25 protein-coding genes are annotated in these 25,532 nt (G+C 72.4%); 10 read left to right on the plus strand and 15 right to left on the minus strand.

What is annotated here, in order from left to right:
• Window positions 1-70 precede the first annotated feature (70 nt).
• Window positions 71-562 carry a nitroreductase family deazaflavin-dependent oxidoreductase gene (locus C2865_RS15930; RefSeq protein ID WP_106399220.1) on the plus strand — a complete coding sequence of 164 codons (492 nt, stop codon included), beginning with the start codon at window positions 71-73 and terminating at the stop codon, window positions 560-562.
• A 56-nt stretch (window positions 563-618) separates the two neighbouring features.
• Here C2865_RS15930 and lon read toward each other — a convergent pair whose 3' ends face one another.
• Together lon and C2865_RS15940 are read right to left on the minus strand one after the other, a co-directional pair.
• Window positions 619-2,988 (minus strand): endopeptidase La, encoded by a 2,370-nt coding sequence (lon, locus tag C2865_RS15935; RefSeq protein ID WP_106399221.1) that lies wholly within the window; start codon window positions 2,986-2,988, stop codon window positions 619-621.
• A gap of 87 nt (window positions 2,989-3,075) precedes the next feature.
• Complete coding sequence (locus C2865_RS15940) at window positions 3,076-4,113, minus strand: helix-turn-helix transcriptional regulator (RefSeq protein WP_106399222.1); 1,038 nt, start codon at window positions 4,111-4,113, stop codon at window positions 3,076-3,078.
• Between the two features lie 89 nt (window positions 4,114-4,202).
• Here C2865_RS15940 and C2865_RS15945 point away from each other — a divergent pair, with 89 nt between their 5' ends.
• From C2865_RS15945 to C2865_RS15955, 3 genes are read left to right on the plus strand one after another with little or no spacing between them, the layout of a single operon-like run.
• Window positions 4,203-5,339 (plus strand): epoxide hydrolase family protein, encoded by a 1,137-nt coding sequence (locus C2865_RS15945; protein WP_106399223.1) that lies wholly within the window; start codon window positions 4,203-4,205, stop codon window positions 5,337-5,339.
• Between the two features lie 23 nt (window positions 5,340-5,362).
• Window positions 5,363-6,517, plus strand: a complete 1,155-nt coding sequence (locus C2865_RS15950; protein ID WP_106399224.1) for a winged helix DNA-binding domain-containing protein — start codon at window positions 5,363-5,365, stop codon at window positions 6,515-6,517.
• Window positions 6,518-6,560: 43 nt separating this feature from the next.
• On the plus strand, window positions 6,561-7,019 hold the full coding sequence (locus C2865_RS15955) for a hypothetical protein (RefSeq protein ID WP_157963745.1): 459 nt from the start codon (window positions 6,561-6,563) through the stop codon (window positions 7,017-7,019).
• 83 nt (window positions 7,020-7,102) lie between these two features.
• Here the strand turns inward: C2865_RS15955 and C2865_RS15960 are convergent, their stop codons facing one another.
• A complete protein-coding gene (locus tag C2865_RS15960; protein WP_106399226.1) occupies window positions 7,103-7,666 on the minus strand; it encodes a TetR/AcrR family transcriptional regulator in 564 nt (187 codons plus the stop codon).
• 110 nt (window positions 7,667-7,776) lie between these two features.
• Between C2865_RS15960 and C2865_RS15965 the strand changes: the two genes are divergently transcribed.
• Window positions 7,777-8,256, plus strand: coding sequence for an SRPBCC family protein (locus tag C2865_RS15965; RefSeq protein ID WP_106399227.1), 480 nt, complete (start codon window positions 7,777-7,779; stop codon window positions 8,254-8,256).
• Window positions 8,257-8,781: 525 nt separating this feature from the next.
• On the plus strand, window positions 8,782-9,153 hold the full coding sequence (locus tag C2865_RS15970; RefSeq protein ID WP_106399228.1) for an MmcQ/YjbR family DNA-binding protein: 372 nt from the start codon (window positions 8,782-8,784) through the stop codon (window positions 9,151-9,153).
• A gap of 287 nt (window positions 9,154-9,440) precedes the next feature.
• Here C2865_RS15970 and C2865_RS15975 read toward each other — a convergent pair whose 3' ends face one another.
• The 5 genes from C2865_RS15975 to C2865_RS15995 are packed head-to-tail and all read right to left on the minus strand — an operon-like array spanning window position 9,441 to window position 13,068.
• The gene (locus C2865_RS15975; RefSeq protein ID WP_106399229.1) at window positions 9,441-9,764 is read right to left on the minus strand and encodes a DUF3817 domain-containing protein; all 324 of its coding nucleotides are present in this window, start codon (window positions 9,762-9,764) and stop codon (window positions 9,441-9,443) included.
• Between the two features lie 17 nt (window positions 9,765-9,781).
• Window positions 9,782-10,123, minus strand: coding sequence for a hypothetical protein (locus C2865_RS15980; RefSeq protein ID WP_106399230.1), 342 nt, complete (start codon window positions 10,121-10,123; stop codon window positions 9,782-9,784).
• A complete protein-coding gene (locus C2865_RS15985; RefSeq protein ID WP_106399231.1) occupies window positions 10,120-11,238 on the minus strand; it encodes a glycosyltransferase in 1,119 nt (372 codons plus the stop codon). Before C2865_RS15985 ends, C2865_RS15980 begins: the two co-directional genes overlap by 4 nt.
• Window positions 11,235-11,993, minus strand: a complete 759-nt coding sequence (locus tag C2865_RS15990) for a DUF2334 domain-containing protein (RefSeq protein WP_106399232.1) — start codon at window positions 11,991-11,993, stop codon at window positions 11,235-11,237. Before C2865_RS15990 ends, C2865_RS15985 begins: the two co-directional genes overlap by 4 nt.
• Entirely contained in the window at window positions 11,965-13,068 is a 1,104-nt protein-coding gene (locus C2865_RS15995) for a glycosyltransferase family 4 protein (protein WP_232835625.1), read from the minus strand. The genes C2865_RS15990 and C2865_RS15995 overlap by 29 nt, the downstream gene beginning before the upstream one ends.
• Window positions 13,069-13,231: 163 nt before the next feature.
• Here C2865_RS15995 and C2865_RS16000 point away from each other — a divergent pair, with 163 nt between their 5' ends.
• A complete protein-coding gene (locus C2865_RS16000) occupies window positions 13,232-14,485 on the plus strand; it encodes an MFS transporter (protein ID WP_106399234.1) in 1,254 nt (417 codons plus the stop codon).
• A gap of 85 nt (window positions 14,486-14,570) precedes the next feature.
• Window positions 14,571-14,855 (plus strand): DUF1540 domain-containing protein, encoded by a 285-nt coding sequence (locus C2865_RS16005; RefSeq protein ID WP_106399235.1) that lies wholly within the window; start codon window positions 14,571-14,573, stop codon window positions 14,853-14,855.
• Here C2865_RS16005 and C2865_RS16010 read toward each other — a convergent pair.
• The 5 genes from C2865_RS16010 to C2865_RS16020 all read right to left on the minus strand — a co-directional run bounded on the left by C2865_RS16010 (window position 14,840) and on the right by C2865_RS16020 (window position 17,970).
• Window positions 14,840-15,748 carry an oxidoreductase gene (locus C2865_RS16010; protein ID WP_106399236.1) on the minus strand — a complete coding sequence of 303 codons (909 nt, stop codon included), beginning with the start codon at window positions 15,746-15,748 and terminating at the stop codon, window positions 14,840-14,842. The genes C2865_RS16005 and C2865_RS16010 overlap by 16 nt on opposite strands.
• An 82-nt stretch (window positions 15,749-15,830) precedes the next feature.
• The gene (locus C2865_RS16015; protein WP_106399237.1) at window positions 15,831-16,319 is read right to left on the minus strand and encodes a glutathione peroxidase; all 489 of its coding nucleotides are present in this window, start codon (window positions 16,317-16,319) and stop codon (window positions 15,831-15,833) included.
• A gap of 63 nt (window positions 16,320-16,382) precedes the next feature.
• Window positions 16,383-16,538, minus strand: coding sequence for a hypothetical protein (locus C2865_RS40015; protein WP_198653352.1), 156 nt, complete (start codon window positions 16,536-16,538; stop codon window positions 16,383-16,385).
• Between the two features lie 186 nt (window positions 16,539-16,724).
• Entirely contained in the window at window positions 16,725-16,883 is a 159-nt protein-coding gene (locus tag C2865_RS40020) for a hypothetical protein (protein ID WP_198653353.1), read from the minus strand.
• Between the two features lie 88 nt (window positions 16,884-16,971).
• The gene (locus tag C2865_RS16020; RefSeq protein WP_232835626.1) at window positions 16,972-17,970 is read right to left on the minus strand and encodes an LCP family protein; all 999 of its coding nucleotides are present in this window, start codon (window positions 17,968-17,970) and stop codon (window positions 16,972-16,974) included.
• Between the two features lie 201 nt (window positions 17,971-18,171).
• On the opposite strand from C2865_RS16020, the gene C2865_RS16025 reads away from it, so the two are divergent.
• Window positions 18,172-20,100 carry an ABC transporter ATP-binding protein gene (locus C2865_RS16025; RefSeq protein ID WP_106399239.1) on the plus strand — a complete coding sequence of 643 codons (1,929 nt, stop codon included), beginning with the start codon at window positions 18,172-18,174 and terminating at the stop codon, window positions 20,098-20,100.
• A gap of 117 nt (window positions 20,101-20,217) precedes the next feature.
• Complete coding sequence (locus C2865_RS16030) at window positions 20,218-23,727, plus strand: AAA family ATPase (protein WP_106399240.1); 3,510 nt, start codon at window positions 20,218-20,220, stop codon at window positions 23,725-23,727.
• A 52-nt stretch (window positions 23,728-23,779) separates the two neighbouring features.
• Here the strand turns inward: C2865_RS16030 and C2865_RS16035 are convergent, their stop codons facing one another.
• A complete protein-coding gene (locus C2865_RS16035) occupies window positions 23,780-24,571 on the minus strand; it encodes an ABC transporter permease (RefSeq protein WP_232835627.1) in 792 nt (263 codons plus the stop codon).
• Window positions 24,568-25,506: an ATP-binding cassette domain-containing protein gene (locus tag C2865_RS16040; RefSeq protein WP_106399241.1), complete on the minus strand. Its 939-nt coding sequence runs from the start codon at window positions 25,504-25,506 to the stop codon at window positions 24,568-24,570. Before C2865_RS16040 ends, C2865_RS16035 begins: the two co-directional genes overlap by 4 nt.
• Window positions 25,507-25,532: the final 26 nt, after the last annotated feature.

Raw genomic sequence — 25,532 nt, forward strand, 5'->3', positions numbered from 1 at the left:
CGCTGAGATGACAGGCTTACTACCAAGCGTTAGTTTGTTCCTCGTCGTTCCGGTACCGCCAGGAGGGTTCATGTCCGCGCAGTCGCCCCTGATCCAGCGCGTGTTCGGGCCGGTCTTCCAGAAGGTCGCCGGTGCCCGGTGGTTCCGCAGGCTCGGGCCCGGGGTCGTGCCGAAGCTGGACCAGATGTTGCACAGAGTGACAGGGGGGCGCCTCATGCTGTCCCAGTTGCTCGTGCCGACCCTGTACCTGACCACCGTCGGCGCCAAGAGCGGCCAGGAGCGCATCACCCCGCTGCTGTGCATGCCCGAGGGCGACGGCTGGATCGTCGTGGGCAGCAACTTCGGCCGGGACAGGCACCCCGCGTGGACCGGCAACCTCCTGAAGGCGCCCGAGGCCACCGTCGAGTACGAGAAGAAGACGTACAAGGTGATCGGCACCCTCCTGGAGGGCGGGGAGCGCGCCGAAATCTGGACCCGCCTCAACGAGATCTGGCCCGTCTACACCAAGTACCAGGCCGAGGTCGACCGGGAGCTCCGCGTCTTCCGCCTCTCCCCCTGCTGACCGCGGACGAAGGAGCCCCGCCCTCGAGGGCGGGGCTCCTTCGTTCCAGGGCGCGGTCAGGCCGCGACGGTGCGGGCGGTCGCCGCCTCCAGGGCGATCCCGAGGACCTCCCGGACGTCGGTGACCGCGTGGACGGTCAGTTCGGACAGGACCTCGGCCGGGACGTCGTCCAGGTCGGGCTCGTTGCGCTTGGGGATCACCACGGTGGTGATGCCGGCGCGGTGGGCGGCGAGGAGCTTCTGCTTGACGCCGCCGATGGGCAGGACGCGGCCCGTCAGGGAGACCTCGCCGGTCATGGCGACGTCGGCGCGGACGGGGCGGCCCGACAGGAGGGACGCCAGGGCCGTGGTCATCGTGACGCCCGCCGACGGGCCGTCCTTGGGGACGGCGCCCGCGGGGACGTGGACGTGCACGCCGCGGTTCTTCAGGTCGCCGACCGGCAGTTCCAGCTCGGCGCCGCGGGAGCGCAGGTAGGACAGGGCGATCCTGGCGGACTCCTTCATGACGTCGCCGAGCTGGCCGGTGAGCGTCACGCCGGTGTCACCGGTCTCGGCGTCGGCCAGAGACGCCTCGACGTACAGGACGTCGCCTCCCGTGCCCGTGACGGCCAGGCCGGTCGCCACGCCGGGAACGGCGGTGCGCCGCTCGGACTCCTTCAGGGAGACCTCCGGGGTGAACCGGGGGCGGCCCAGGTACGGCACGAGGTCCTCGACGGTGACGGGCAGCTCCGCCTCGCCGAGCGCGTCCTTCGCCGTGGCCTTGCGCAGCACGCGGGCGATGGCCCGCTCCAGCGAGCGCACGCCCGCCTCGCGGGTGTACTCGCCGGCGATGAGCCGCAGCGACTCCTCGGGCAGGACGACGTCGCCCTCCTCCAGGCCCGCCTTCTCCAGCTGCCGGGGCAGCAGGTGGTCGCGGGCGATGACGACCTTCTCGGCCTCGGTGTAGCCGTCGAGCGTCACCAGCTCCATCCGGTCCAGCAGCGGGCCCGGGATGGTCTCCAGCGAGTTGGCGGTCGCCAGGAACAGCACGTCCGACAGGTCCAGCTCGACCTCGAGGTAGTGGTCGCGGAACGTGTGGTTCTGCGCCGGGTCGAGCACCTCCAGCAGCGCGGCCGTCGGGTCGCCCCGGTAGTCGGCGCCGACCTTGTCGATCTCGTCGAGCAGGACGACCGGGTTCATCGAGCCGGCCTCCTTGACGGCGCGCACGATCCGGCCGGGCAGCGCGCCGACGTACGTGCGGCGGTGGCCGCGGATCTCGGCCTCGTCGCGCACGCCGCCGAGCGCCACGCGCACGAACGAACGCCCCATCGCGCGGGCTATGGACTCGCCCAGCGACGTCTTGCCGACTCCGGGCGGACCCGCGAGGGCCAGAACGGCACCGGAACGGCGTCCTCCGACGGCGCCCAGGCCGCGTTCGGCACGCCGCTTGCGCACGGCCAGGTACTCGATGATGCGTTCCTTGACGTCGTCGAGGCCCGCGTGGTCGGCGTCCAGCACCTCACGTGCGCCCGCGATGTCGTAGGAGTCCTCGGTGCGCTCGTTCCACGGCATCTCCAGGACGGTGTCGAGCCAGGTGCGGATCCAGCCGCCCTCGGGTGAGGCCTCGCTGGAGCGTTCGAGCTTGTCGACCTCCTTGAGCGCCGCCTTCTCCACCTTCTCCGGCAGGTCCGCGGCCTCGATGCGCGCCCGGTAGTCCTCCTCCTCGCCATCGCCCTCGGCGTCGCCGTTGAGCTCGGCGAGCTCCTTGCGGACGGCCCTCAGCTGCTGCTTGAGCAGGAACTCGCGCTGCTGCTTGTCGATGCCCTCCTGGACGTCCTTGCGGATGGTCTCGGCGACGTCCAGCTCGGCCAGGTGGTCGCGGGCCCAGCCGATCACGAGGTCGAGCCGCTCGAGCACGTCGACGGTCTCCAGCAGCTGGATCTTCTGCTCGACCGTGATGTACGGCGCGTACCCGGCCTGGTCGGCCAGGACCGAGGGGTCGTCGATCTGCTGGATGATGTCCACGAGCTGCCAGGAGCCCCGGTGCTGGAGGATCGCCTGGACCAGCCCCTTGTACTCCTTGGCGGGCTTCTCCGCGCCGGCGGCCTCGGGGATCTCCACGACGGTCCCCTCGACCCACAGCGCCGCGCCCGGCCCGGTCGTCCCGGTGCCGATCCGCACCCGCGAGACGGCCCGCACCACGGCCCCTTGCTCCCCGCCGGGCAGCCGCCCTTCCTGCTCCACCACGCCGAGCACGCCGATCGCCGGGTACTTCCCGTCGCTCCGGGGCACCAGCAGCACCCGGGGCTTGCCGCCCCGTCCCGCCGCCCGCGCGGCCTCGATCGCCGCCCGGACCTCCCCGTCGCCCAGTTCCAGCGGAACCACCATGCCGGGCAGCACGACCGCGTCGTCCAGCGGCAGCACCGGCACCGTCAGCTTCTCGCTCATTCCACTCCCCAGTCACGATTCTTGAGTCACTAGCACTCAAGAAAACGCAGCGAGGTTTCATTCCCTCCCCTCGTTCGCTCACAGCGATCACCCGAAATCGGACTTCTCACCCGGCGGCAGGGCGGAAGACCCGCTGTCCGCGGCTTCCCCCGCAGGGGCGTGGGGAACGGGCGCGGCCGCGTGGGCGGCACGGGAGGACAGTTCGGCGAGGTAGGTGCGGAGTTGCGGAGGGTCGTGGACCTCGAAGGGGCAGCCGAGGATGAGCAGTTTCGCCGCCAGCCATTCCAGGGTGTCGGCGGGGCCGTGCAGGCGGCAGGTGCGTTCGTCGATCCGCTGGAAGGCGTCGGCGGGGAGGCCGAGCCGGCGGGACGCCTCGGACGCGGGAAGGTGGAGAGTCGCCGAGACCTCGTAGGTGGGGGCCGTCGAGTACAGCTTGCGGGTGACGAAGGCGGCGGCGTCCTCGTCCGGCGGCACGCGTGAGGGTACCCGGACGCCGGTGGGGTGCGGTTCGCTGACGCGGTCGGTGCGGAAGACCCGCCAGTCGTCGCGGTCGTTGTCGTAGGCCAGCAGGTACCAGTGACGGCCGGAGGCGACGAGGCGGCACGGCTCGACCAGGCGCCTGGTGAGGGTGCCGTCGGCGGCCTCGTAGGCGAATCTGAGCCGTTCCTGGGCCGCCGTGGCTCCGGCGAGCACCACCAGGATCTCCGGGTCGACGCGGGACTCGTCGCCGTTGAGCACCGACACGGTCGCGGCCCCCAGCGTGTTGACGCGGTGCCTCAACCGGGGCGGCAGGACCTGTTCCAGCTTGGCCAGCGCGCGTACCGACGCCTCGTCGATGCCGTCCACCGGATGGGAGGCCGCCGCGCGCAGTCCCACGGCGATCGCCACCGCCTCCTCGTCGTCCAGAAGAAGCGGCGGCATGGCCTTGCCCGCGACGAGCCGGTACCCGCCGGTCGTTCCCATCGTCGCCTGCACCGGGTATCCCAGGTCGCGCAGCCGGTCGACGTCGCGGCGGACCGTGCGGGGGCTGACCTCCAGCCGTTCGGCCAGTTCGCTGCCCGGCCATTCGCGCGGGGTCTGCAGGAGGGACAACAACGTGAGCAGCCGGGCGGAGGTGGTGTTCATGGAATCCATCATGCAAGCCGATCTAGGACAGAAGCCGACCTAGATCACTCCTACTGTCGACAACGTCAGCACGAACGGCGAGGAGAACCATGAACGACGAGATCCGCCCCTTCCGCATCGACATCCCCCAGGCGGACCTGGACGACCTGCGCGACCGGCTGGCCCGCACCCGCTGGTCCCGCGAACTGCCCGGCGAGGGCTGGAGCCGCGGCGTCCCCGTCGCCTACCTCAGGGAGCTCGCCGACCACTGGCGCGACGGGTACGACTGGCGCCGGCAGGAGGAGCGGCTGAACGGCTTCCCGCAGTTCCTCACCGAGATCGAGGGCCAGGACCTGCACTTCCTGCACGTCCGCTCCGCCGAGCCGGACGCACTGCCGCTCGTCCTCCTGCACGGCTGGCCGAACTCCTTCGTGGAGTTCACCGACCTCATCGGCCGGCTCACCGACCCCGCCGCGCACGGCGGCGACCCGTCCCAGGCGTTCCACGTCGTCGTCCCGTCGGTCCCGGGCTTCGGCTTCTCCGCGCCGCCGCGCGAGACGGGCTGGAACGCCGCCCGTGTCGGGCGCATGCTGGCGGAGCTGATGCGCCGCCTCGATTACGGCCGCTACGGCGTCCAGGGCGGAGACCTCGGCGCGTACATCGCCCCGGAGATCGCCAAGGCCGCACCGGAGAACGTCGTCGGCGTCTACATCATCGCCGGGCTCGGCTTCCCCACCGAGAAGGACCTGCCGGAGATGACCGAGGACGAGCGCGCCGCCTTCGCCTGGATGCAGCAGCAGGACTGGATGACCGGCGTGGACCACCACGCCCTGCTCCGCGCGGCGCCTCAGACGTTCGCCTACGGCTGGCACGACTCGCCCGTCGCCGCGCTGGCCTGGATGATGCAGAAGTTCAACGAGTTCAGCTTCGGCGGGAAGACACCCGCGGAGGCGCTCGACCGCGATCTGCTCCTCACCAACGTGAGCCTGTACTGGTTCACCGCAACGTTCGGCTCGTCGTCCTGGTTCATGTACGACAGCACCGAAACCGGATGGCCGGAGGGGCAGATGGTCGTCCCGACCGGGGTCTACAGCGGCGAAGCCCCCAGCATCCGGAGGCTCGCGGAACGACACAACAAGATCATTCACTGGCCGGAGGGCAACCCCGGCGGACACCACTTCGTGGCGATGGAGCAGCCTGATCACTTCGCCGCCGACATGCGCCTGTTCTTCGCCAAGGTCCGCTGAACCTCCCGGAAGGAACCCCTCGAATGTCTGATGTCCCGCGTTTCTCGTGGTCCGACGTGTGCGCACGGAGGCTGGCCCGGCACGGGCTGGCCGCCCCGGCGGAGGGCGTACGGCCCGTTGACGTCGTCGCCGCGATGGCCGGCACGCACGCGCAGGTCATGTCAGCGGCCGAGCTGGCCATCGGGTTGCGCACCGCTGGAACGACTCGTCTCGACGTTCGCAAGGCGTTGTGGAGCGAGCGCAGCGTCATCAAGACGTTCGGGCCGCGCGGCACCGTTCATCTGCTGCCCGCTGAGGAGCTGCCGCTGTGGACGGCGGCTCTCTCGGCGGTCCCCGTGCCGGCAAGTACCTTCTCCGCTGATATCCGAATGACCTCCGAGCAGGCCGAGGAGGTCATCGCAGCGATCGCGAAGGTGCTGGACGGGGCCGAACTCACCATCGACGAGCTCAGCGCGGCGGTGATCGAGGCCACCGGCCCCTGGGCAGGCGACCTCGTCATGCCCGCCTTCCAGGGCATGTGGCCGCGTTGGCGGCAGGCCATGCACCTGGCCGGGATCCGTGGAGTGCTGTGTTTCGGTCCCAACAGGGGACGCAAGGTCACCTACACCAGTCCGCAAAGGTGGCTTCCCGGCTTCCGTCCGGCCGAGACGCAGGCGGCCTTGGCGCACGTGGTGAAGCGCTACTTGTATGCGTACGGGCCGTCCACGCCGCAACGTTTCGCGCACTGGCTGAACGCCCCGACGCGCTGGGCCGTCGACCTCTTCGAGTCCTTGCGCGACGAACTCCAGCAGGTGAAGGTCGAAGGCGCCTCCGCGTGGGTGTCGCGCGGCGACCTGGAAGTACCGTCCGTCCCCCTGGAAGGCATCCGTCTTCTCCCCTACTTCGACGGTTACGCCTACCGCGTGGGCAACCAGCCGCCCGAGTTCCTCTACCCCGGCCGTGCCGCAGAACGCGCGCTCAAGGGCAACTTCCAGCTCCTCCTGGTCGACGGCGTCGTGGCGGGCCTGTGGCATCAGCGCCGCTCGGGCCGCCGCCTTCACCTCACCGTGGAATCCCTGATCGACCTCTCCCCCGCCCGGCTCGACGAGCTCGGCCGCCAGGCGGAACGCGTCGCCGCCGTCCTGGAGGCCGTACCGGACCTGACCCTGGGCCCGGTCACGGTGGGCGGCCACGCCTGACCGCCCTCCGGGGCCCCCGCCGGAGGTCCCTATGGTGGAAGGCATGGAGATCAGATTCATCCGGTTGCCCGGGAACCGGTGCGAGATCAGCGTCTCCGGCCGGGAGGGGCCGGATCTGCGGCTGCCCGCGGTGCGGGTGGGGCACATCCTGCCGCACGATCTCATGCACGCCGCCGTCGAGCGGGCCCTCGGGCTGGACGACGGCCTGTGGGGGGCAATCGCGCGGGGGGCGATGATCGACGGGACCACGTTCGCCGACGTCCGCCAGAACGGGGACACCGGGATGAAGAAGGCGCTGAGCCGGGGCGGCGACGGGATCATGGACGCCGAGATCAAGGTCAACACGGCTTACCGCGCCTGGCGGGGACTGCCCCTCCCCGCCGGACGCGCGCCCGCGCCACTGGACGCCGCCGAGCTGGAGCGGGCCGGCAAGGCCATCGCCGAGGCCGCCGAGCGGTGGGAGGGGACGCCCGAGGGCGGCGCGCTCGTCTGGCACTGGTGACCGCTTCGATACGGCCTGTGAACACCGTTGGGGCACTCGGTCTCGGCACCGGCCCCCGAACGAAGTCCGGCGCCGGGCACGCCTCAGTTCGTCAGATAGCGCATGAGCATGGTGACCAGGGCGTTCTCGAGGCGCTCGAGGTCATCGGGAGGGTCATGGGTGACGATGCGGTGGACCGCGCCTTCGACGGTCGTCACGACCAGGCGAGCCGCCATGGGCACGTCCGCGACGGTCACCTCGGGATCGGCCGCGAGCAGCGCCTGCAGCGCTTCGAGGAACTCCTCCTCGGCCTCATGGACCATCCGCAGGAACTCCGGGGTCCTCGGGGCCTCCTCGAAGATCACCCGGTGCAGCGGCGCGTCGTCGCGGTGGAGGTCGATGGCGATCCGCACGCACATGCGCAGCCTGCCCTCCAGGGAGTTCGGCGGCGCGCCCTCCTCGAACCGCCGCCGGAGCCGCGCGATCCCCTCCTCGGCGTGGGCCCCGGCCAGCTCCGCCAGGATCGCGTCCTTGTTCGGGAAGTACTGGTAGAGCGAACCGATGGAGTGCCCGGCCTCCTCCGCGATCCGGTTGGTGGTGCCCGCCGCGTACCCGTGCCGGGAGAAAACGCGAGCAGCCGCGTCGAGCAGCCGCTGCCGCGTCTCCATCGCACGCAGCTGACCTGGGCTTTTACGGGGCCTGAGCCGCTTTTCCACCACCGCGATCACCTGCGTGAAAGCGAGTGGTCAACGGCTCGCGGCCCGCCCACACTCGAGGCATGAAGACCTTCCACCGCACGACCGTTCTCCCCGCCGACGCCGACCGGGTCTGGGAGGCGATGCAGTACCCCGCCACCTTCCTGTACGTCTGCCGGGGCCTGCTGGGCGTCCCCTCCCTCGCCGGGCGCAGCGCCCCGCTCCGCGAGGGCGATCAGGAGACCGGCCTGCTCACGCTGTTCCATCTGATCCCGTTCTCCCGCCACACCATCCACATCGCCGAGGTGGACGCGGCCACCCGCACCATCCGCACCAGCGAACACGGCGGGCCGATCCGGGTCTGGCGCCACACCCTGCACGCCGAGCCTCTCACCGACGGCCGCTGCCGGTACAGCGACACCGTCGAGTTCGACGCGGGCCGCCTCACCCCGCTCGTCGCCGCCGCCGTGAAGGTGCTCTACCGCCACCGGCACCGCCGCTGGCACGGGCTCGTCCGCAGACATCTGCGCCCTGCCGATGACCTGCGGAGGAAAGTTCGATGATCCGTGTTTACCCCGAGCTGAAGATGGGGTACTTAACGTCACGAGACGATGACACGGCGTTAGGAGAGGGAGGATCCGGCCCAGAGAATCCAAAAAACCTGCGCAGCCCGCCCTCGGCAGGACCGAGCGCGTCCCGCCCGTACCGGTCGCGTCCCCGACGACCGGTACGGGAAGACGGGAGCACACCTCGGGCACTCGGTCCGCCGAGGACGGGCGACCCCAAGGACAGGGCCCGGCGGACCCGTATCCCCCGAGACGCCGCGCCCTCCGCCGGCCCGGCCGTGCCGACGCACCCGGGCCGGCTCCCCTTTCCGCCCCCGCCCCGCACCTGGCGCCCGCCCGAGCCCCGCCAACGCTTCCCGCGGCTGCTCCACCGGCGTTCTCCCTCGGGGTCCCGCCGACTCCTTCCGCCGGCGCTCCCGCCGGGGCGGCGCGCGGGTTCGCGGGCGCCGGTCCCCGTGGATGTCACCGGTCTTCCGTAGCCTGTCGCCCGGCAGCTCATCACCGAAGACCGAAGGGCGACCCATGAACGCCGACTCCGTGACCGTCCGCCTGCGCGAGATCTGCCTGGCCTTTCCCGAGGCCGAGGAGAAGCCCTTCGGGGGCCACACCGCGCCCTCCTACCGGGTGCGGGACAAACTCTTCGCCATGACCGGCGAGGACGGGACGAGCCTCACCTTCAAGGCGGCCCCCGGCGTCCAGGAGGCGCTGGTCTCCGCCGACCCCGGGCGCTTCTTCGTGCCGCCCTACGTCGGCTCCAAGGGCTGGGTCGGCGCCCGGCTCGACGTCGACCAGGACTGGGCGGAGCTCGCCGAGCTCCTGGAGGACAGCTACCGGCTCATCGCCCCCAAACGCCTCTCCGCCCGCCTCGACGCGGCCTCCCCCGACACCGCCTGACCGCCGCGTCCCGGCCCTTCCGCACCCGGCCCCCCGGACCCCTGCCTCTTCCAGGCACTGCGCCTTTCCAGGTGCCGCGCCTCTTCCAGACGCGCCGTGCCTCCTCCGGGCGCCGCGCCTCTTCCAGGCGCCGTGCCCCTCCAGGCGCGGTGCTTTCCCCGGGCTCGGTGCCTCCTCCGGGCACCGCGCCTCTTTCGGGCGTTGTGCCTTTTCGGGGGCGGGGGCGGGCGGGAGAAAGCGAGAGCCGGACCCCCGGGAGGGGTCCGGCTCTTCTCGAGGGCCGGGGGTCAGGCCTTGGCGGCCGACTGGCCGGCGAAGACCTCGCGGGCCTCGGCGACGATCCTGCGCTCGATGAAGAAGGCGAGGAAGGGGACCAGGCCGGCGGAGACCATGACCAGGAACTTCTTCATCGGCCACCGGGCCTTGGTGTAGAGGTCGAAGGAGATCACCAGGTAGATCATGTACAGCAGGCCGTGGACCGGCGAGATGATCGCGGACGGGGTCTCGTTGCCCGTGATGAGACGGATGGGCAGGCCGACGAAGCACACCAGGATCAGCATGACGCCGACGACGGTGGCCAAGATGCGGTACCGGGTGATGGCCGCTTCCACGTGAGTCTCTCGCCTTTCTACTGCCGCTGGGAGTTGAGCCGGGCCAGGTAGCGGTTGTAGGCCGCCAGGCTCGGGTCCTCCGCCTCGGCTTCCTTGATCAGTTCGGCTTCGGTCTTGGGGACGACGGGTTCGGCGGGCTCGGCCGGCTCCTCGCCCTTCAGTTCGTCGCGGATCATCTTGATCCACATCACGATCACGAAGATCGCGAACAGCGGCCATTCGAAGGTGTAGCCCCAGCTGCGGGCGTTGCCGCTGGAGGCCCGCTCGAACTGCCACCAGCCGAACCACAGGAAACTGAAGAACAGGATCACGGCGAGGAGGTGGATGCCCAGCCAGCCAGGGGTCAGAAACCGTCTCACGGCTTGAGCGTACCGCCGCTCCCGGGATACCCGTCCCCGCCCCCGGACAGTACGCGGATCATTCCCTCGACCGCCGCCTTCCAGGGGTAGCCCTCGGCGCGGCGGCGCGCGGCGGCCCGCCGGTCGGCGACCGGCCGGGAGAGCATCCGCTCGACGCCGTCGGCGAAGCCCCGCCCGGAGGCGGGGACGGCCACGCCCGCGCCGGGGGCGAGCAGCTCCCGGGCTGCGCCGCTGTCGGCAGTGACGACGGGGGTCCCGCAGGCCAGTGCCTCCAGGACGGCGAGCCCGAACGACTCCACCGGGCAGGTGGCCAGCGCCACGTCCGCGGTCCCCAGCAGCCGCGCCAGTTCGGCGCGGGATCCCAGATGGCCGTGGAAGGTCACCGGCAGCCCCCGGGCGGCCCGTGCCAGCGGCCGCCGCAGGTTCCCCTCCCCGATCACGTCGAGCCGGACGTCCACGCCGCGCCGCAGCAGTTCCCGTACGGCCGCCAGCGCCAGGTCGGGGCGCTTCTCCCGGGACAGCCGCGACAGGTGGACCAGCCGCACCGGACGGCCGGGACGGGAGAAGCAGGGTCTGAACGTCCGGAGGTCCACGCCGAGCGGGACGAGGTGGACGTTCTCCGCCCCCACCCGCAGGAACTCCGCGGCGGAGAACTCCGAGGTGGCCACGACGGCGTCGAAGGCGCCGGCGAGCCGCCGGTTCCAGCGGTCGCCGCCCCGCTCCAGCAGGCCCGGGAACGGCACCCGCGACGAGAGGATCGCGTCCAGCCGCTCGTGGGAGAACAGGACCGAGCGCACCCCGTGCCGCCGCCCCCAGCGCGCCGCGACGGTCAGGGTGGCCTTGTCGGAGACCTCCACCACTTGCGGCTTGAGGCGTTCCAGCACCCGCAGCACCGGCCGCGGGTCGAGCACGAACCGGTATCCGGGCGCCACCGAGGGGCCGGGCACGGTGATCACCGTGCCGTGCTCGCCCTCCCGCACGCTCGGGCGCGGCCCGGGGAAGACCAGGACCCGTTCGTGCCCGGCCCGCACGTATCCCCGGCCCAGGGCGTCCACGGCGGTCCGCAGGCCGCCCGAGACGGGGCTGTAGAGGTTCGCCAGCTGGACGATCCTCATGTCCCGCCCACCAGGGCGGCGTAGGTGAGGGGCCGGGCTCCGGCGTCGAGCGCGATCCGCAGCGCGGCGAGCGTGGTCTCGCGCAGCCCGGGACGTTGCAGGTCGGCCGGGTGGAGGGCGACGCGGAAGGACGTGCGGGTGCGGGAGAAGGCGCGGGAGGCCGTGGTCATGAGGCGGGCTCCGGTGCGTTCGCCCCGGCCGCCGGGGCGGTGGGAGAGGGCGGGCATGCGCAGCGCGCGCCCGGTGGTGAGGTCGTGGACGGCGAGCTGGCTGGTCCAGTAGGTCAGGCCGAGGGAGCGCAGGGCGGCGCGGGTGCCGGGCGAGGCGAGCCAGCCCGGCGGGGTGAAGCCGGTGACGGGCAGGCGGGCGTCCCGCATGATCCGCAGGCCCGCGGTCAGCCGTTCCAGCGCCTCGGCCTCGGTGAGCGCGCAGAACTCGCCGGCTCCCCTGGCCATGACGCGGCCGACCGCCCGCCGCCAGGGAGGGCCCCCCGGGACGGCCGCGTGGTGCAGGCCGTGCAGGGACGGCTCGTGTCCGGGCAGCGAGCGCAGCCAGGACGCGAACGCGGGGTCGTCGGCCAGGGAGGGGCCGCCCCCGAACGCTCCCGGGATCACCAGGAGCGAGGCGGGGACGGCCAGGGCGTCGAGGTCGGCCAGCCAGGCGGCGGTCTCCCCGGCGGTGGCGGGCGCCACGTCGTGGAGGGAGACCACCAGCCTGAAGTCCCCGTCATGCCGCGCGGCGGAGCGGAGCGCCATGCAGGACCTCCGAGTAGTGGGTGAGCAACTGGTCGCAGACGGCCTCCCAGGTGCGGGAGCGGACCGAGCGCAGGGCCGCCTCCCCCATCCGGGCGCGGGCCGGTTCGTCCGTCACGAGGGCGGTGACGGCCGCGCGCAGCGCGGCGCCGTCCGAGGGCGGGAACAGCAGGCCGTTCACGCCGGCCTGGACGAGGTCCAGCGGCCCTCCCGCGGCGGGCGCGACGGCGGGCAGCCCGGAGGCCTGCGCCTCCTGGAGGGCTTGGCAGAACGTCTCGTTCGATCCGGTGTGCACGAAGAGGTCGAGGGAGGCCAGGAGGGCGGACAGGGCCGGACCCGTCTGGAAGCCGGTGAAGACGGCGTGGGGCAGCAGGGAGCGCAGCCGCGGCCCGGAGGGGCCGTCCCCGATCACGACCAGGCGTGTGCCGGGGATCTCCCCGATCCCGGCCAGCAGCTCCACCTGCTTCTCGGGTGCCAGGCGCCCCAGGTAGCCGATCAGGAGCTCCCCGTCCGGGGCGAGCCGGGCGCGCAGGGTCTCGCAGCGGTGCCGGGGGTGGAAGGCCTCCTGGTCGACGCCCCTGCCCCACAGGGCCAGGCGCGGGAAGCCCTGCTCCGCCAGTTCCCGCAGGGTGGGCATGGAGGGTGCCAGGGTGCGGTCGGCCTTGGCGTGGACGTGCCGGAGCCACGACCACAGCGGCCCGTCGGTGCCGCGGAAGCCGTACCGGCGGAAGAAGCCCGCCACGTCGGTCTGGAAGACGGCGACGCACGGCAGGTCCAGGCGGCGAGCGGCGGTGGCCCCGGCGGCGCCGAGCACGACGGGCGAGGCGAGGTGGACGAGGTCGGGCCGGAAGTCCCGCAGCGCGTGCTCGACCCTGCGCCCGGGGATTCCGACGGTGAACGACTTGTAGACGGGAAGGGAGACGCCGGGCACCAGCACCACGGGGGCGCCGGCGTGGCGGGAGGGGCCTGGGCGGGGGGCGATGACGACGGCCTCATGCCCGCGGGCCGCGAGATGATCGAGGATCCGGCAGACCGAGTTGGTCACGCCGTTCACGCGGGGCAGGAAAGATTCCGCCACGATTGCGACCTTCACGGGCGTGAGGCTGGCAACCGGGAACGACCGCGGAACCGCCGTACGGGACCGGCACGGAAAACAGGAGGCGAACACTCGCGCCCCGGAGTTCCCGCTGACTATGCTGACGCGCACCTAACCGGCATTTCTGTACATCCAGAGGGCGCACATGACGACCGTCGGTTCCGGGCAGGCCTGGGCGGCCAGGCAGAGCGCCTACCGGGCGGCGGTGCAGCGCCGGGTCCTGACCGTGCTCACCGCGGGCCAGGTGCTGGGCGGCATGGGGGTGGGCCTGGGCGTGGCCGCCGGCACCCTGGTGGCCAGGGAGATGTCGGGCAGCGACACGATCGGCGGCCTGGCGCAGACCAGCGCGGTGCTCGGCGCGGCGCTGATCGCCGTCCCGGCCGCGCGCCTCTCGGCGGGGACGGGACGCCGCGCGGCCCTCACCTTCGGCTACGGCATGGGGGCGCTGGGCGCGCTGGTGGCCGCCCTCGCGGCCGCCCTCGGGTCCTGGCCGCTGTTCCTGGCCGGCCTGCTGCTCTTCGGCGGGGCGTCCGCCGCCGGGTACGCCGCCCGCTACAGCGCCACCGACCTCTCCCGCCCCGGCCACGCGGCCCGCGACCTCAGCATCGTGGTGTGGGCGTCCACCGGAGGCGCGGTCCTGGGCCCGCTGCTGGCCGGGAAGACCGACGCGCTCGGCGGCCACGCCGGCATCTACCTCCTGGCCACCGCGGTCTTCGCCCTCGCCACGCTGGGGATCTTCGTCGGGCTGCGCCCGGACCCGCTGCAGGTGGCCCGCCTGGGCAGCGACCGCGGGGAGATCCCGCCGGACCGCTCCCTGCGGACCGGGCTGCGGGTGCTGGGCCGCTCCCCCAGCGCCCGGGTGGCGGTCATGGCCATCACGGTCAGCCACACCGCGATGGTGGCGCTGATGTCGATGACGCCGGTCCACCTCGACCACGGCGGCGCCGGGCTCGGCGCCGTCGGGGTGGTGATCAGCCTGCACATCGCCGGCATGTACGCGTTCTCGCCCCTGGTCGGCTGGTGCGCCGACCAGTTCGGGCACGTGCCCGTCCTGCTGGGCGGCCAGATCCTGCTGGCGCTGGCCGCGGTCGTGGCGGGCCCGGCCGCCCCCGGCTCGGTGGCGCAGGCCGCGGCCGGGCTGGTGCTGCTCGGGCTGGGCTGGTCGTGCGGGATCGTGGCGGGCTCGGCGCTGCTCACCGAGTCCGTGCCGGTGGACCTGCGGCCGTCCGTCCAGGGCCTGTCGGACCTGCTGATGAACGGCGGCGCGGCGCTCGGCGCCCTGCTCGCGGGCGCGGTCGTGGCGGCCCTGTCCTACGCGGCGCTGTCGGCGCTGCTGCTCCTGCTGGCACTGCCCATGGGCACGCTGCTGCTGTTCGCCCGGCGGCTCGCCGAACCCTGAGCGAGTCCACACCCAACCTTTGCGGCGGCCCGGGCTTGCCCCCGCGGGGCACGGGCAGCGTGAGAGAGACTAAGGAGGCTCTCTCATGGATCTGCCGATCATCACCACCTGCGAGGCCGAGGCCTGCGCCTACAACCGGGACCGGACCTGCCACGCCGGTGCCATCACCGTGGGCGACACCGTGCGCCCGCACTGCGACACGTTCGTCGAGGTCGGGGCCAAGGGCGGCATCGCCACCGAGACCGGCCGCGTCGGGGCGTGCAAGGTGGCCGGCTGCCGCCACAACCACGACCTGGAGTGCCAGGCCGAGGGCATCACCGTCGGCTACGTGAAGAACGAAGTGGACTGCCTGACCTACGCGCCCCGCTGATAGTCCACGCCCGTCAGCTCGGTCGAGACGTCCCACAGGCGGCGGGCGAGCTCCACGTCGTCGCCCTTGGGGTTGAGCCGCCCGACGGCGGGCGGGCCCTGCATGACGAAGCGGGGGCCGTAGACCTGCCCGCCCTTCGCCCGCGGATCGGTGGCGGCGCGCAGCGTGGACAGCGCGGCGAACGGGCTCGACAGGGCCACGGTGTGGCTGCCGAGCCAGTACGCCGCGGCCTCGACGGGGTTGCCGCCCAGCCGGACGGAGGAGTCCATCAGGTTGGTCGCCGCGTATCCGGGGTGGGCGACCAGACTGTCCAGCCCTTCGTACCGGCGGTCGAGCTCCTTGGCGAACAGCAGGTTGGCGAGCTTGGAGCGGCCGTACGCGCCCCAGCGCGAGTAGCGCTTCTCCCACTGCAGGTCGTCGAAGTCGATCCTGCCCATGAACGAGGCGAAGCTGGAGACGGTGACGACCCGCGCGCCCGGCCGCTCCAGCAGCGCGGGCAGCAGCAGCCCCGTCAGCGCGAAGTGGCCCAGGTGGTTGACGCCGAACTGCATCTCGAAGCCGTCGGCCGTGGTCGCCCGCGGGACGGCCATCACGCCGGCGTTGTTGACCAGGAGGTCCAGCGGCTCCTTCACCTGCCGTGCGGCGAAGGAGCGCACCGAGACCAGGTCGGCCAGGTCGAGTTCGGCGGTCGAGACCCGGTCGGCGTCGCCCACGGCGGCGGCGATCCGCCCTGCCGCCTCCCGCCCGCGTCCGGTGTCCCGGCAGGCCAGCACGACCTGCGCCCCGCGCCGGGCCAGCTCCAGCGCCGTGTACAGGCCCAGACCGCTGTTGGCGCCGGTGACGACGGCCCGCCTGCCGGTCAGATCGGGAATCTCGGCGGCCGTCCAGCCCATGTCTCGTCACCCCTCGTCGGCGATATGAGACGTGAATCTAGACCGATCATGCGACGACGGGCAAGAGCGCGCGGAGCGCGGTTCAGGACTCCGGCAGCGCCGCCTCGACCGCCGACACGAGCGCGGGGTCGTCCGGCTCGGTCTGCGGGGCGAACCGGGTGACGGTGCCGTCGGGAGCGATGAGGAACTTCTCGAAGTTCCACCGGATGTCGCCGGTGTGCCCGGTGCCGTCCGGGACGTCCACCAGCTGCCGGTAGAGCGGATGGCGGCCCGGCCCGTTCACCTCGATCTTCTCGGTGAGCGGGAAGGTCACGCCGTAGGTCGTCGAGCAGAAGCGCTGGATCTCCTCGGCGTCGCCCGGCTCCTGGCCGAGGAACTGGTTGCAGGGAACGCCGAGAACGGTGAACCCGCGCCCGGCGTACTTCTTCTGCAGCTCCTCCAGCCCGGTGTACTGCGGGGTCAGCCCGCACTGCGAGGCGACGTTCACCACGAGCACGGCCTTGCCGCGGTACCGGGCCAGATCGGCCGGTCCACCCTGCAGGGACTCGATCTCCACATCGAAAACAGACATGCTTCGATCCTAGTGAGCCCCTTCGCCGGGCGGCCTCGTCGCCGCCCCGTGAAGCGTGTGCCGTCAGCCGCCTATGGAGCTGACGAAGAGGCCGAGCTGGTTGCCGGCGTCCCCGATGGCGGAGAACGCATTGTTCACCACGTCGGCCGCGGCCCTCGGCTGGCTGATCAGATAGAAGATCACGAAGGCGATGGCCACGTAGCGGACCTTTTGATTCATCAGGCGCCGTCCCTCAAAGTACGCAGTGACACACTGACCCGATTCAGTTGTGCCCACCGTCGACAGTCCGCAAAGAGACTTTCATGTGGCCCCATCGCCACTCCGGTCGCCACCATCGTAAGACTTCACGGCGCATATGGAGAGCCCCGGGCCTGAAAGAACCGGGGCTCGCACGTTCTCTCCGTCTCAGGGGATGGCGCTCGTCATGAACGTCGAAAGGGAGTCGGCCGCACCGCCGAGTCCGTTGAGCGCCCCCTGGACCACACTGGCCGCCCCGTCCGGCTGTTTCACGATGTACCAGGCGACGAACGCGACACTGCCCCACTTGAGCCACTTCTTGAACATGACTGACCACACCTTCGGGATGCACTCTCGGTTACTGAGAGTGATTCCCCCCGCCACCGGGGCGGAGGGCCGCGAAAGGTAAAGAAAGTCACTCGATGCCGTCGGGCAGGGGTTCGTCATTTCGGAGGGCCGTAAACAACTTTTCGGACTTGGCTTTGTCCCAGACCACATAGGACCCCGCCGCGGCGGAGGAGCCAAAACGCCCGAAAGGCACACTCAGTGTCTTTCCGTCGCCACCCGAAAGGTCGCGCATCGCGAGCATCATCCGCCCCAGGTCGAACAGCGAGTCCCCCTCGTCCACGGTGAAGTTCCCGGTGGAGTTCCAGGCCAGGGGGACGCTGCGGAACGGGTTGAACAGCGTCGCGGGCGAGGTCGCCTTGTCGATGAGCGCCGAGAAGAACTGGCGCTGGTTCTTGATGCGCTCCAGATCGCCGTTGGCGTACTTGCGGGTGCGCACGTAGCCCAGCGCCTGCGCCCCGCTCAGCTCCTGGCAGCCCGCCTTGAGGTCCAGCCCGGCCTTGGGGTCCCTGATGGGCTTCTTCACGCAGATGTCCACGCCGCCGACCGCGTCCACCACGCCGACGAACCCGCCGAAGCCGATCTCGGCGAAGTGGTCGACGCGGATCCCGGTGGCCTGCTCGACCGTCCGCGCCAGCAGGTCCGAGCCGCCGAGGGCGTAGGCGGCGTTGATCTTGTTCTCGCCGTACCCGGGGATCGCGACGTAGGAGTCGCGCGGGATGCTCAGCAGCGTGGTGCCGCCGTCCCCGTAGTGCAGCAGCATGATGGAGTCGGTGCGCTTGCCCTGGGCGCTGCCCGTGCGCAGCTTCCTGCGGTCGGCCCCGGTCAGCCCCTCGCGGCTGTCGGAGCCGACGATGAGCCAGTTGGTGCCGGGCGTGTCCTCGGGGCGGCCCTCGTAGTCCGCGAGCGCCGCCTCGCTCCGCAGCCGCCCGTCGAGGCTGAGGTAGGCGGCGACGGAGCCGACGAGCAGGACGACCAGGACCATCGCGAGCAGCCTGCCGGGACGGCGGCGCCGCCTCGGAGGCTCCTCGTCGTACGCGGGTGACTCCGCGGTACGCGCGTGCGCCATCTTCACACTCTCCATCCTGCTGCCAGGCCGGCTGGCGGACCTGCACGACAAGCTGAGGACAAACTACGAGATAGCGACGGCCCGCGCATCGACCTGACGCATCAGCCGGATAACCCTCTGTCGTACGACACGACACGGAAATCGTCGTGCCCAAGGGTGACACTGGCGGGAGCGGACTCATCAGCAGAGGTCAGGAGGGTGATGCTGCGCTCCCCGTGGTCACGACTCACACGTCTCTTCCGGCGCAGAGGCAGGACACGCCGGACACTCCCGGAGGACGACCTCCCCAAGCTCGTCGAACGCCCCTGGGTGGCGCACTCGGTCGAGCTCGCCGAGACCAGGATGGGCACGGTGGCGCGGAGGCTGCCCTCGCTCGTCTCCCAGTCGATGCGGCTGGCCTGGCGGGCCGGCCGCCGCGACACCCTCACCGCCGTCGTCCTCAACCTGCTGGCCGGCGTGTTCACCGCGTTCGGGCTGCTGGCCACCACCGAGGTCCTGCACGCGCTGTTCGCCACGGGCCCCACGCCCGACCGGGTGCGCGAGGCGCTGCCCTCGCTCGTGCTCGTGGGCCTGGCCTTCGCCCTGCAGGGCGCGCTGCAGAGCGCCGCGGGCTGGGCGCAGTCCCGGCTCGACCCGCAGATCGAGCGCACCGTGCAGAACCGGCTGCTGGAGCTCACCACCGGCGTCGAGCTGGCCGCGCTCGATGACTCCGACTTCCTGGACGAGCTGCAGCGCGCCGAGGGCCGCGGCATGATGGCGGCCCCGATGATGGTCGCCCACACCATCGACGTCCTCACCGGCCTGGTCGGCCTCGCCGCGGCGGCGGGCGTGCTGGGCGTGCTGCACCCGGCGCTGCTGCCGCTGCTGCTGCTCACCGCGGTCCCGCTGTGCTGGGCGTCGGTGCGCGCGGCGCGCATGGGCTACCACACCCAACTGACGCTGGCCGCGAGCCGCCGCAGGCGCTGGATCCTGTCGGACCTCATGACCAACCGCCACCAGGCCGCCGAGGTGCGCTCCTTCACCGTCCGCGGCCTGCTGCTGCGCCAGTACGACGAGCTCGCCTCGCGGGAGCGCGACGTCGAACTCGACCTCGCCCTGCGGCAGACCTTCACCAGGACGGCGGGCGACGCGCTGCAGGGCCTGGCCACGGTGGCCGTCTACACCGCGCTGGGCTGGCTGCTGTGGCGGGGCTCGGTGCCGCTGGCCGTGGCGGGCGCGGCGGTCCTGGCCATCCGGACGGGCAAGACCTCGCTGGCCAACCTGGTCTACGCCGTCAACCGCTGCTACGAGAACGGCCTGTACTTCGCCGACTACCTCCACTTCTGCGACGAGGCGGAGCGGCGCCTCCCCCGGCGTCCGGGGGAGCTGGTCGCGCCGCCCGCGCGGTTCGATCTCATCCGCGCCGAGGACGTCACCTTCACCTATCCCGGCGCGGACTCCCCCTGCCTGCACGGGGTGAGCGTGGAGCTGCGGCACGGCGAGGTGGTCGCGCTGGTCGGCGAGAACGGCTCGGGCAAGACCACCCTCGCCAAGATCCTCGCCGGGCTGTACGACCCCGACGACGGCGAGGTGCACTGGGACGGGACGCCGTCGAGGCGGATGGACCCGGAGTTGCTGCGCGAGCGGATCGCGGTCATCGCCCAGGACCACACGCACTGGCCGATGACCGCGCGGCACAACGTCATCATGGGCCGCCCCGACGTGCCCGAGGCGGTGGAGGCGGCGATCGCCGCCTCCGGGGCCGACGAGGTGATCGCCACGCTCGCCCACGGCTACGACACCCTGCTGGACCGGCGGTTCGACGGGGGCGCGGAGCTGTCCGGCGGGCAGTGGCAGCGGCTGGCCGCCGCCCGCGGCTTCTACCGGGACGAGCCGCTGCTGATCTGCGACGAGCCGTCGGCGGCGCTGGACGCCCGCGCCGAGCACGCCCTCTTCGAGCGGATCAGGGCGCACGCCGACGGGCGCACGGTGCTGCTCATCACCCACCGGCTGGCCAGCGTCCGGCACGCCGACCGCGTCTACGTGCTGGATCAGGGCAAGGTCGTCGAGCAGGGCGACCACGCCTCCCTCATGGCCGCGGGAGGCCTCTACGCCGAGCTGTACGGGCTGCAGGCGGCGGCCTACCGGTGAGCCGAGCGGGCGGTCCGGCCAGAGGGGGGAAGGGCGCTCAATGATCATGACATTTCGGTCGGACCGCCCCGTACAAAGGCGTCCCGAGCCTGCCTTCCCCCCGCATAAGGTGTTGCGGTGAGTTCCCCCCGGCTTCCCGAACACCTCGAGATCCTGCTGACCGACGAGCCCGTCTTCGACGTCTACGGCCACGGGCCCTGGCGCGTCCCGGACGGGCTGATCGCGGAACTGACGCGGCGGGCGGCGGAGTTCGCCGCGGACGAGCGGGCCACCGAGCTGAAACAGCCCCTCACCAGCTTCTACGCCGAGAACACCTCGGTCCTGGGCGCGGAGCTGTTCTCCCTGATCACCTTCCTCATGGGCGCCTCGGCGGTGCGGGCCGGCAGCCGCGGCGACATGGACTACGAGCTGCTGCTGGCCTTCCTGGCCAACCCCGAGCCGCCCGTGCGCGACACCACCTCCTGGTTCAGCCAGTCGGGCCGCTGGCGCCCGCCCTCGTTGTGGCTGTCCGACCCGGCCGCCAACGACCCGGCCAAGCGGGAGCTGATGTTCCGGCTGGCCCGCGAGTCCCTCGACGTCTTCGAGGGCCTGGAGCCGCTGGACGCCCGGCGCCGCGCCCTGATCGCCCTGCACGAGCGGCGCGAGGAGGGCGACCTCACCGTCCCCATGGGCGAGCTCGGCGAGCTGTGGACCGGCCGCGCCACCGACGCGGAGCTGGCCGTCCTGCCGGAGCTGGCCGGCGCCGTGGGCTACCTGCAGTGGGCCTGCGAGGGCTTCACCGCCGCCCACGAGCGGCTCACCGGCGCGATCTTCACCGAGCCGGTGGAGACCGCGCTGGCCAAGATCCTGCTGCAGGCCGGGCAGACCGTCCCGCCCGCCGAGCTGGCGGTGGTGCTCGGCACCGCCTCCTACTACACCCTCCAGGAGCAGATGACCACGGTCGGCGAGACCTGGTCGACCGAGGCGTGGCAGGTGGAGCTGCGCGGCTGGCTGGCGCGGCTGCTGGTGGCGGGCGAGGCCGACGCCTGCCGGGCCTGGCTGGACATGGCCGTGCGGATCACCGGCTGCGTCCAGGGGCTGCCCGACAACGCCGCCCACCCGGCGATGCACACCCCGGTCCGCTGGTTCCAGGCCGACCTGCGCCGGCTGTTCGGGCGCCGCCGCCTGGTACCCAACCCGCTGGCCGAGCGGCTGAAGCTCCAGACTCCCCCCCGGCCCGCGCCGGAGGAGGCCGAGGAGCCGTCAGGGCTCGCCGGGCAGGTGCTGCTGGGCCAGCCCGAGCTGGTGAGCGCCCTGGACCGGGCGGTCAAGGACTCCGGGCCGGTGCGGCTGCTGGTCGCCGGGCCCGAGGGCACCGGCAAGGGCACCGCCGTGGAGGTGCTGGAGCAGGCGCTGACCGACGCCGGCCGGATCCGCGACGTCCTGTGGGTCTCCGACCAGGTCTTCGCCTCGCTGCACCTGTCCGACGCGGTGCTGTGGCTGCAGGCCCGGGTCAAGGAGTGCCTGGACGGCCAGCAGCTGCTGGTGGTCGACGGGCTCGACAAGATCCTCTCCTACGAGCGCTGCGGGCCCGCCGTGGTGGAGGAGCTGCGCCGGCTGGCGGCCCGCAGCCCCAGGCTGAACGTGGTGGCGCTGGCCCGGCCGGGCGGGGACGAGCGGCTGTTCGCCGCCAACCCCGGCCTCGTGCAGGGGCTGCGGGTCGCCCGCACCAGCGAGTTCGGCGAGCAGGAGTACGCCGAGCTGTTCGCGCGGGCCGTGCAGGCGCGGAAGCTGAACGTCGCCCGGACGGTGGCGGCCAAGGCCGGGGCGCTGCTGGCCCGGACCGCGCCGGTGCTCAACCTGCGCAACGCCCGGCTGGTGGAGTTCCTCGCCGACCAGTGCACGGCCGCCGCCAGGGCCAGGACGCCCCGGGCGGTCAAGGTGCTGGCCAAGGACCTGCCGGCGCGGCTGGTGCCGGGCGACCCGGCCCGCTCGGCCGACCCGCTGGCCGAGCTGGCCGCGTGCGCGGGCATCGAGCCGGTCAAGCGGGAGATCTCCGCGCTGGTCGCCGAGGCCAAGGCGGCCCGGCTGCGGCGGGAGGCCGGCATGCCGGTACCGTCGCGCCCCCGCCACCTGGTGTTCACCGGCAACCGCGGCACCGGCAAGACCACGGTCGCCCGCATCCTCGGGCGCATCTACGCCGAACTGGGGGTGCTGTCGACCGGGCACCTGCTGGAGGTCGACCGGTCCGACCTGGTCGGCGAGTACACCAGCGAGAGCGGCCCGAAGGTGCGCCGGGTGGTCGAGCGGGCGCTGGGCGGCGTGCTGGTGATCGCCGACGCGCACACCCTCGGCGACTCCGACTCCCCGCGCGACCGCGAGGCCCTCGACGTCCTGATGGCCGCGCTGCAGGCGCACGAGGACGAGCTCGTGGTGGTGCTGTCGGGCCCCGACGCCGCCGTCAACGGCATGCTCAAGGGCGACCCCGACCTCGCCCGCGCCTTCTCCAAGGTGGTGCGCTTCCCCGACCTCACCGAGGACCAGCTGGTCGAGGTGTTCCGCGGCAAGGCCGCCGAGAGCGGGTTCGTGCTGGGCGAGGGCGTGCTGGAGCGGGTGCGGGCGCTGCTGCGCGGCGGCCCGCGCGACACCAACGCGCGGCTGATGACGGGGCTGCTCGACCGGGCCATCGCCCTGCAGTCGCGCCGGGTCCTGGAGGACGGCGTCGTCGACGACACCGAGGCGCTCGACCTCATCCTGCCGGTGGACCTGCCCTCCAGCCTGCTGGCCACCGGCCGGGTGGAGCTGCCGGGCGACCCGCTGGCCGAGGTGGACGCGCTGATCGGCCTGGACCACGTCAAGCACGAGGTGCACCTGCTGGTCGCCGAGGCGCGGGCCGAGCGGCTGCGCCGCGAGGCCGGCATCCCGATCGGCTCCCCCACCCGGCACATGGTCTTCACCGGCAACCCCGGCACCGCCAAGACCACCATCGCCCGGCTGATCGCCGCGGTCTACGCCCAGCTCGGGCTGCTGTCGTCGGGCCACCTCGTGGAGGTCTCCCGGGCCGACCTGGTCGGCGAGTACATCGGCCACACCGCGCCGCGGGTGCGGGCGGCGGTCGAGCGGGCGCTGGGCGGCGTGCTGTTCATCGACGAGGCCTACTCCCTCACCCCCGACGACTCGGCGCGCGACTACGGCCACGAGGCGATCGCCGAGCTGCTTAAGCTGATGGAGGAGCACCGCTCGGACCTGGTGGTGATCGTCGCCGGGTACGAGGGCGAGATGTTGCGGTTCCTGGACTTCAACCCGGGCCTCGCCTCGCGCTTCCCGACGGTGCTCGGCTTCCCCGACTACGCCGACGACGACCTGGTGGAGATCTTCGGCTTCATGGCCGGCCAGGCCGGCTTCACCCTCGGCGAGGGCGTCACCGACGACGTCCGCGCCCTCCTCCAGGCGGCCCCCCGCGGCTCGTCCTTCGGCAACGCCCGCCTGGTGCGCAACATCCTGGACCGGGCCCGCTCCCTGCAGGCCCGCCGGATCACCGCCGAGGGCGCCGTCGCCGACGACGCCGCCGTCCGGCTCCTGCTGCGCGAGGACCTGCCGGAGACCCCGCCCAAGCCCGCCGAGATCCCCATGGGCCAGTACCTGTGACCCGCCGGTCCCGCGGCGCCCGCCGTCCCCGGGGCGCCGCGGGACCCGCGGATCAGCGGTTCCTGTGGGTGTAGGCGTGGACCGCGAGCGGCATGAAGACCGCGATCAGCGCGAGTGACCACAGGACGGTGGCCGCCACCGGGTGCTGGAGGGGCAGGGCGGTGGCGGGTGCCGCCGGGTTGCCGAACAGCTCCCGCAGGGCCGCCACCAGGGAGCTGACCGGGTTCCACTCGCAGAGGACGCGGAGCCAGGCGGGCATGCCTTCGGTCGGGACGAAGGCGTTGGAGAGCATCGTCACCGGGAGGAAGATCGGCGCGAAGGCGTCCACGGTCTTCTCGTCCTTCATGACCAGGCCGAGCCAGATGCCGAGCCAGCCCAGGGCCATCCGCATCAGGATCATGAGGGCGAAGGCCGCGAGCGCCGGGGCGGCGCCCTCGTGCGGGCGCCAGCCCACCACCAGCCCGCAGACGGCCAGGGCGGCCAGGCCCGGGATGCCGGTCAGCAGGTCCGCGGCGGACTGGCCGAAGGGCATGGCCCAGCGGGTGACCGGCAGGGAGCGCAGGCGGTCCATGACCCCGCGGCCGGCGTCCGTGGCGGTCGCCAGGGCGTTGGCCATCACGGCGGTGAAGATGACCATGCCGAACAGCCCGGGCATGAGGTACTCGCGGTAGTTCCCGCCGCCGGGCACCCGGATCGCGCTGCCGAAGACGTAGCCGAACATCACGATCATGAGGACCGGGAAGAGCAGGGCGGCGACGAGCTCGCCGGGGCGGCGCCTGAGCTGTGTGAGGTGTCTGCCGAACATCGTCAGGCCGTCGGCGAGGGCCCGGGTGAGCGTGTTCACACCGTCTCCTTCGGGCGGTCGGTGAGCTTGAGGAAGACCTCGTCGAGGGTGGGGCGGCGCAGGGAGACGTCGACGGCGGCGATCCCTGCGGCGTCCAGTTCGCGGACCGCCTCCGGCAGCGTGATCTCGCCGACCGGGAGGCTCAGCCGCTCCCCCGAGAGGTCGGGCTCGCCCCTGCCCGCCCGGACGGTGAGCAGACCGGCGGCGCGGACGGCGTCCGCGGGATCGGCCAGGACGACGTCCAGGCGGGTGCCGATCTGGGCCTTCAGCCGGTCGGGGGTGTCCCGGGCGATGACGCGGCCGTGGTCGATGACGGCGATGTCGTCGGCGAGCTGATCCGCCTCGTCCAGGTACTGGGTGGTGAGCAGGACGGTGGTGCCCTGCGCGACCAGGTCGCGGACGGCCTGCCAGATCTCGCCGCGGCTGCGCGGGTCCAGGCCGGTCGTCGGCTCGTCCAGGAAGAGGACCTCGGGATCGACGACGAGGCTGGCGATGAGGTCGAGCCTGCGGCGCATCCCGCCGGAGTAGCCGGAGGCGGGCTTGTCCGCGGCGTCCGCCAGGCCGAAGCGTTCGAGCAGCTCGTCGGCCCGCTGCCGCGCCCGCCTGCGGCCCAGGTGGTGGAACCTGCCGAACATGCGCAGGTTCTCGCGGCCGGTCAGGTACTCGTCGACGGCGGCGCTCTGCCCGGCGAGGCCGATGCGCCGCCGTACCTCCCCCGCCTGCCGGACGACGTCGAAACCGGCGACCGAGGCGCGGCCCTCCGTCGGGTCGGCGAGGGTGGCGAGGATGCGGACGGCGGTGCTCTTGCCCGCGCCGTTGGGTCCGAGCACCCCGCAGACGGAGCCTTTGGCGACCTCCAGGTCCAGGCCCCGGAGCGCGCGGGTGTCGCCGTACCGCTTGTGCAGTCCTTCGGCGACGACGATCGGGTCTTCCATCGGACCCTCCAAATGGGTACGTGGTA

Source organism: Actinocorallia populi, assembly GCF_002995495.1.
In the GTDB taxonomy this organism is placed as follows: Bacteria; Actinomycetota; Actinomycetes; order Streptosporangiales; family Streptosporangiaceae; genus Actinocorallia; species Actinocorallia populi.

What these genes read in the sequence shown, in the direction of transcription:
- C2865_RS15990 (WP_106399232.1), bottom strand. Translation starts at nt 11,993, where the DNA reads ATGGCGCTCCGCTCCGCCGCGCGGCATGACGGGGACTTCAGGCTGGTG.
- C2865_RS15940 (WP_106399222.1), bottom strand. Translation starts at nt 4,113, where the DNA reads ATGAACACCACCTCCGCCCGGCTGCTCACGTTGTTGTCCCTCCTGCAG.
- C2865_RS16040 (WP_106399241.1), bottom strand. Translation starts at nt 25,506, where the DNA reads ATGGAAGACCCGATCGTCGTCGCCGAAGGACTGCACAAGCGGTACGGC.
- C2865_RS40015 (WP_198653352.1), bottom strand. Translation starts at nt 16,538, where the DNA reads ATGAATCAAAAGGTCCGCTACGTGGCCATCGCCTTCGTGATCTTCTAT.
- C2865_RS16005 (WP_106399235.1), top strand. Translation starts at nt 14,571, where the DNA reads ATGGATCTGCCGATCATCACCACCTGCGAGGCCGAGGCCTGCGCCTAC.
- C2865_RS16015 (WP_106399237.1), bottom strand. Translation starts at nt 16,319, where the DNA reads ATGTCTGTTTTCGATGTGGAGATCGAGTCCCTGCAGGGTGGACCGGCC.
- lon (WP_106399221.1), bottom strand. Translation starts at nt 2,988, where the DNA reads ATGAGCGAGAAGCTGACGGTGCCGGTGCTGCCGCTGGACGACGCGGTC.
- C2865_RS15955 (WP_157963745.1), top strand. Translation starts at nt 6,561, where the DNA reads ATGGAGATCAGATTCATCCGGTTGCCCGGGAACCGGTGCGAGATCAGC.
- C2865_RS16025 (WP_106399239.1), top strand. Translation starts at nt 18,172, where the DNA reads ATGCTGCGCTCCCCGTGGTCACGACTCACACGTCTCTTCCGGCGCAGA.
- C2865_RS15960 (WP_106399226.1), bottom strand. Translation starts at nt 7,666, where the DNA reads ATGGAGACGCGGCAGCGGCTGCTCGACGCGGCTGCTCGCGTTTTCTCC.
- C2865_RS40020 (WP_198653353.1), bottom strand. Translation starts at nt 16,883, where the DNA reads ATGTTCAAGAAGTGGCTCAAGTGGGGCAGTGTCGCGTTCGTCGCCTGG.
- C2865_RS15930 (WP_106399220.1), top strand. Translation starts at nt 71, where the DNA reads ATGTCCGCGCAGTCGCCCCTGATCCAGCGCGTGTTCGGGCCGGTCTTC.
- C2865_RS15950 (WP_106399224.1), top strand. Translation starts at nt 5,363, where the DNA reads ATGTCTGATGTCCCGCGTTTCTCGTGGTCCGACGTGTGCGCACGGAGG.
- C2865_RS16020 (WP_232835626.1), bottom strand. Translation starts at nt 17,970, where the DNA reads ATGGCGCACGCGCGTACCGCGGAGTCACCCGCGTACGACGAGGAGCCT.
- C2865_RS15970 (WP_106399228.1), top strand. Translation starts at nt 8,782, where the DNA reads ATGAACGCCGACTCCGTGACCGTCCGCCTGCGCGAGATCTGCCTGGCC.
- C2865_RS16000 (WP_106399234.1), top strand. Translation starts at nt 13,232, where the DNA reads ATGACGACCGTCGGTTCCGGGCAGGCCTGGGCGGCCAGGCAGAGCGCC.
- C2865_RS15965 (WP_106399227.1), top strand. Translation starts at nt 7,777, where the DNA reads ATGAAGACCTTCCACCGCACGACCGTTCTCCCCGCCGACGCCGACCGG.
- C2865_RS15945 (WP_106399223.1), top strand. Translation starts at nt 4,203, where the DNA reads ATGAACGACGAGATCCGCCCCTTCCGCATCGACATCCCCCAGGCGGAC.
- C2865_RS16010 (WP_106399236.1), bottom strand. Translation starts at nt 15,748, where the DNA reads ATGGGCTGGACGGCCGCCGAGATTCCCGATCTGACCGGCAGGCGGGCC.
- C2865_RS15985 (WP_106399231.1), bottom strand. Translation starts at nt 11,238, where the DNA reads ATGAGGATCGTCCAGCTGGCGAACCTCTACAGCCCCGTCTCGGGCGGC.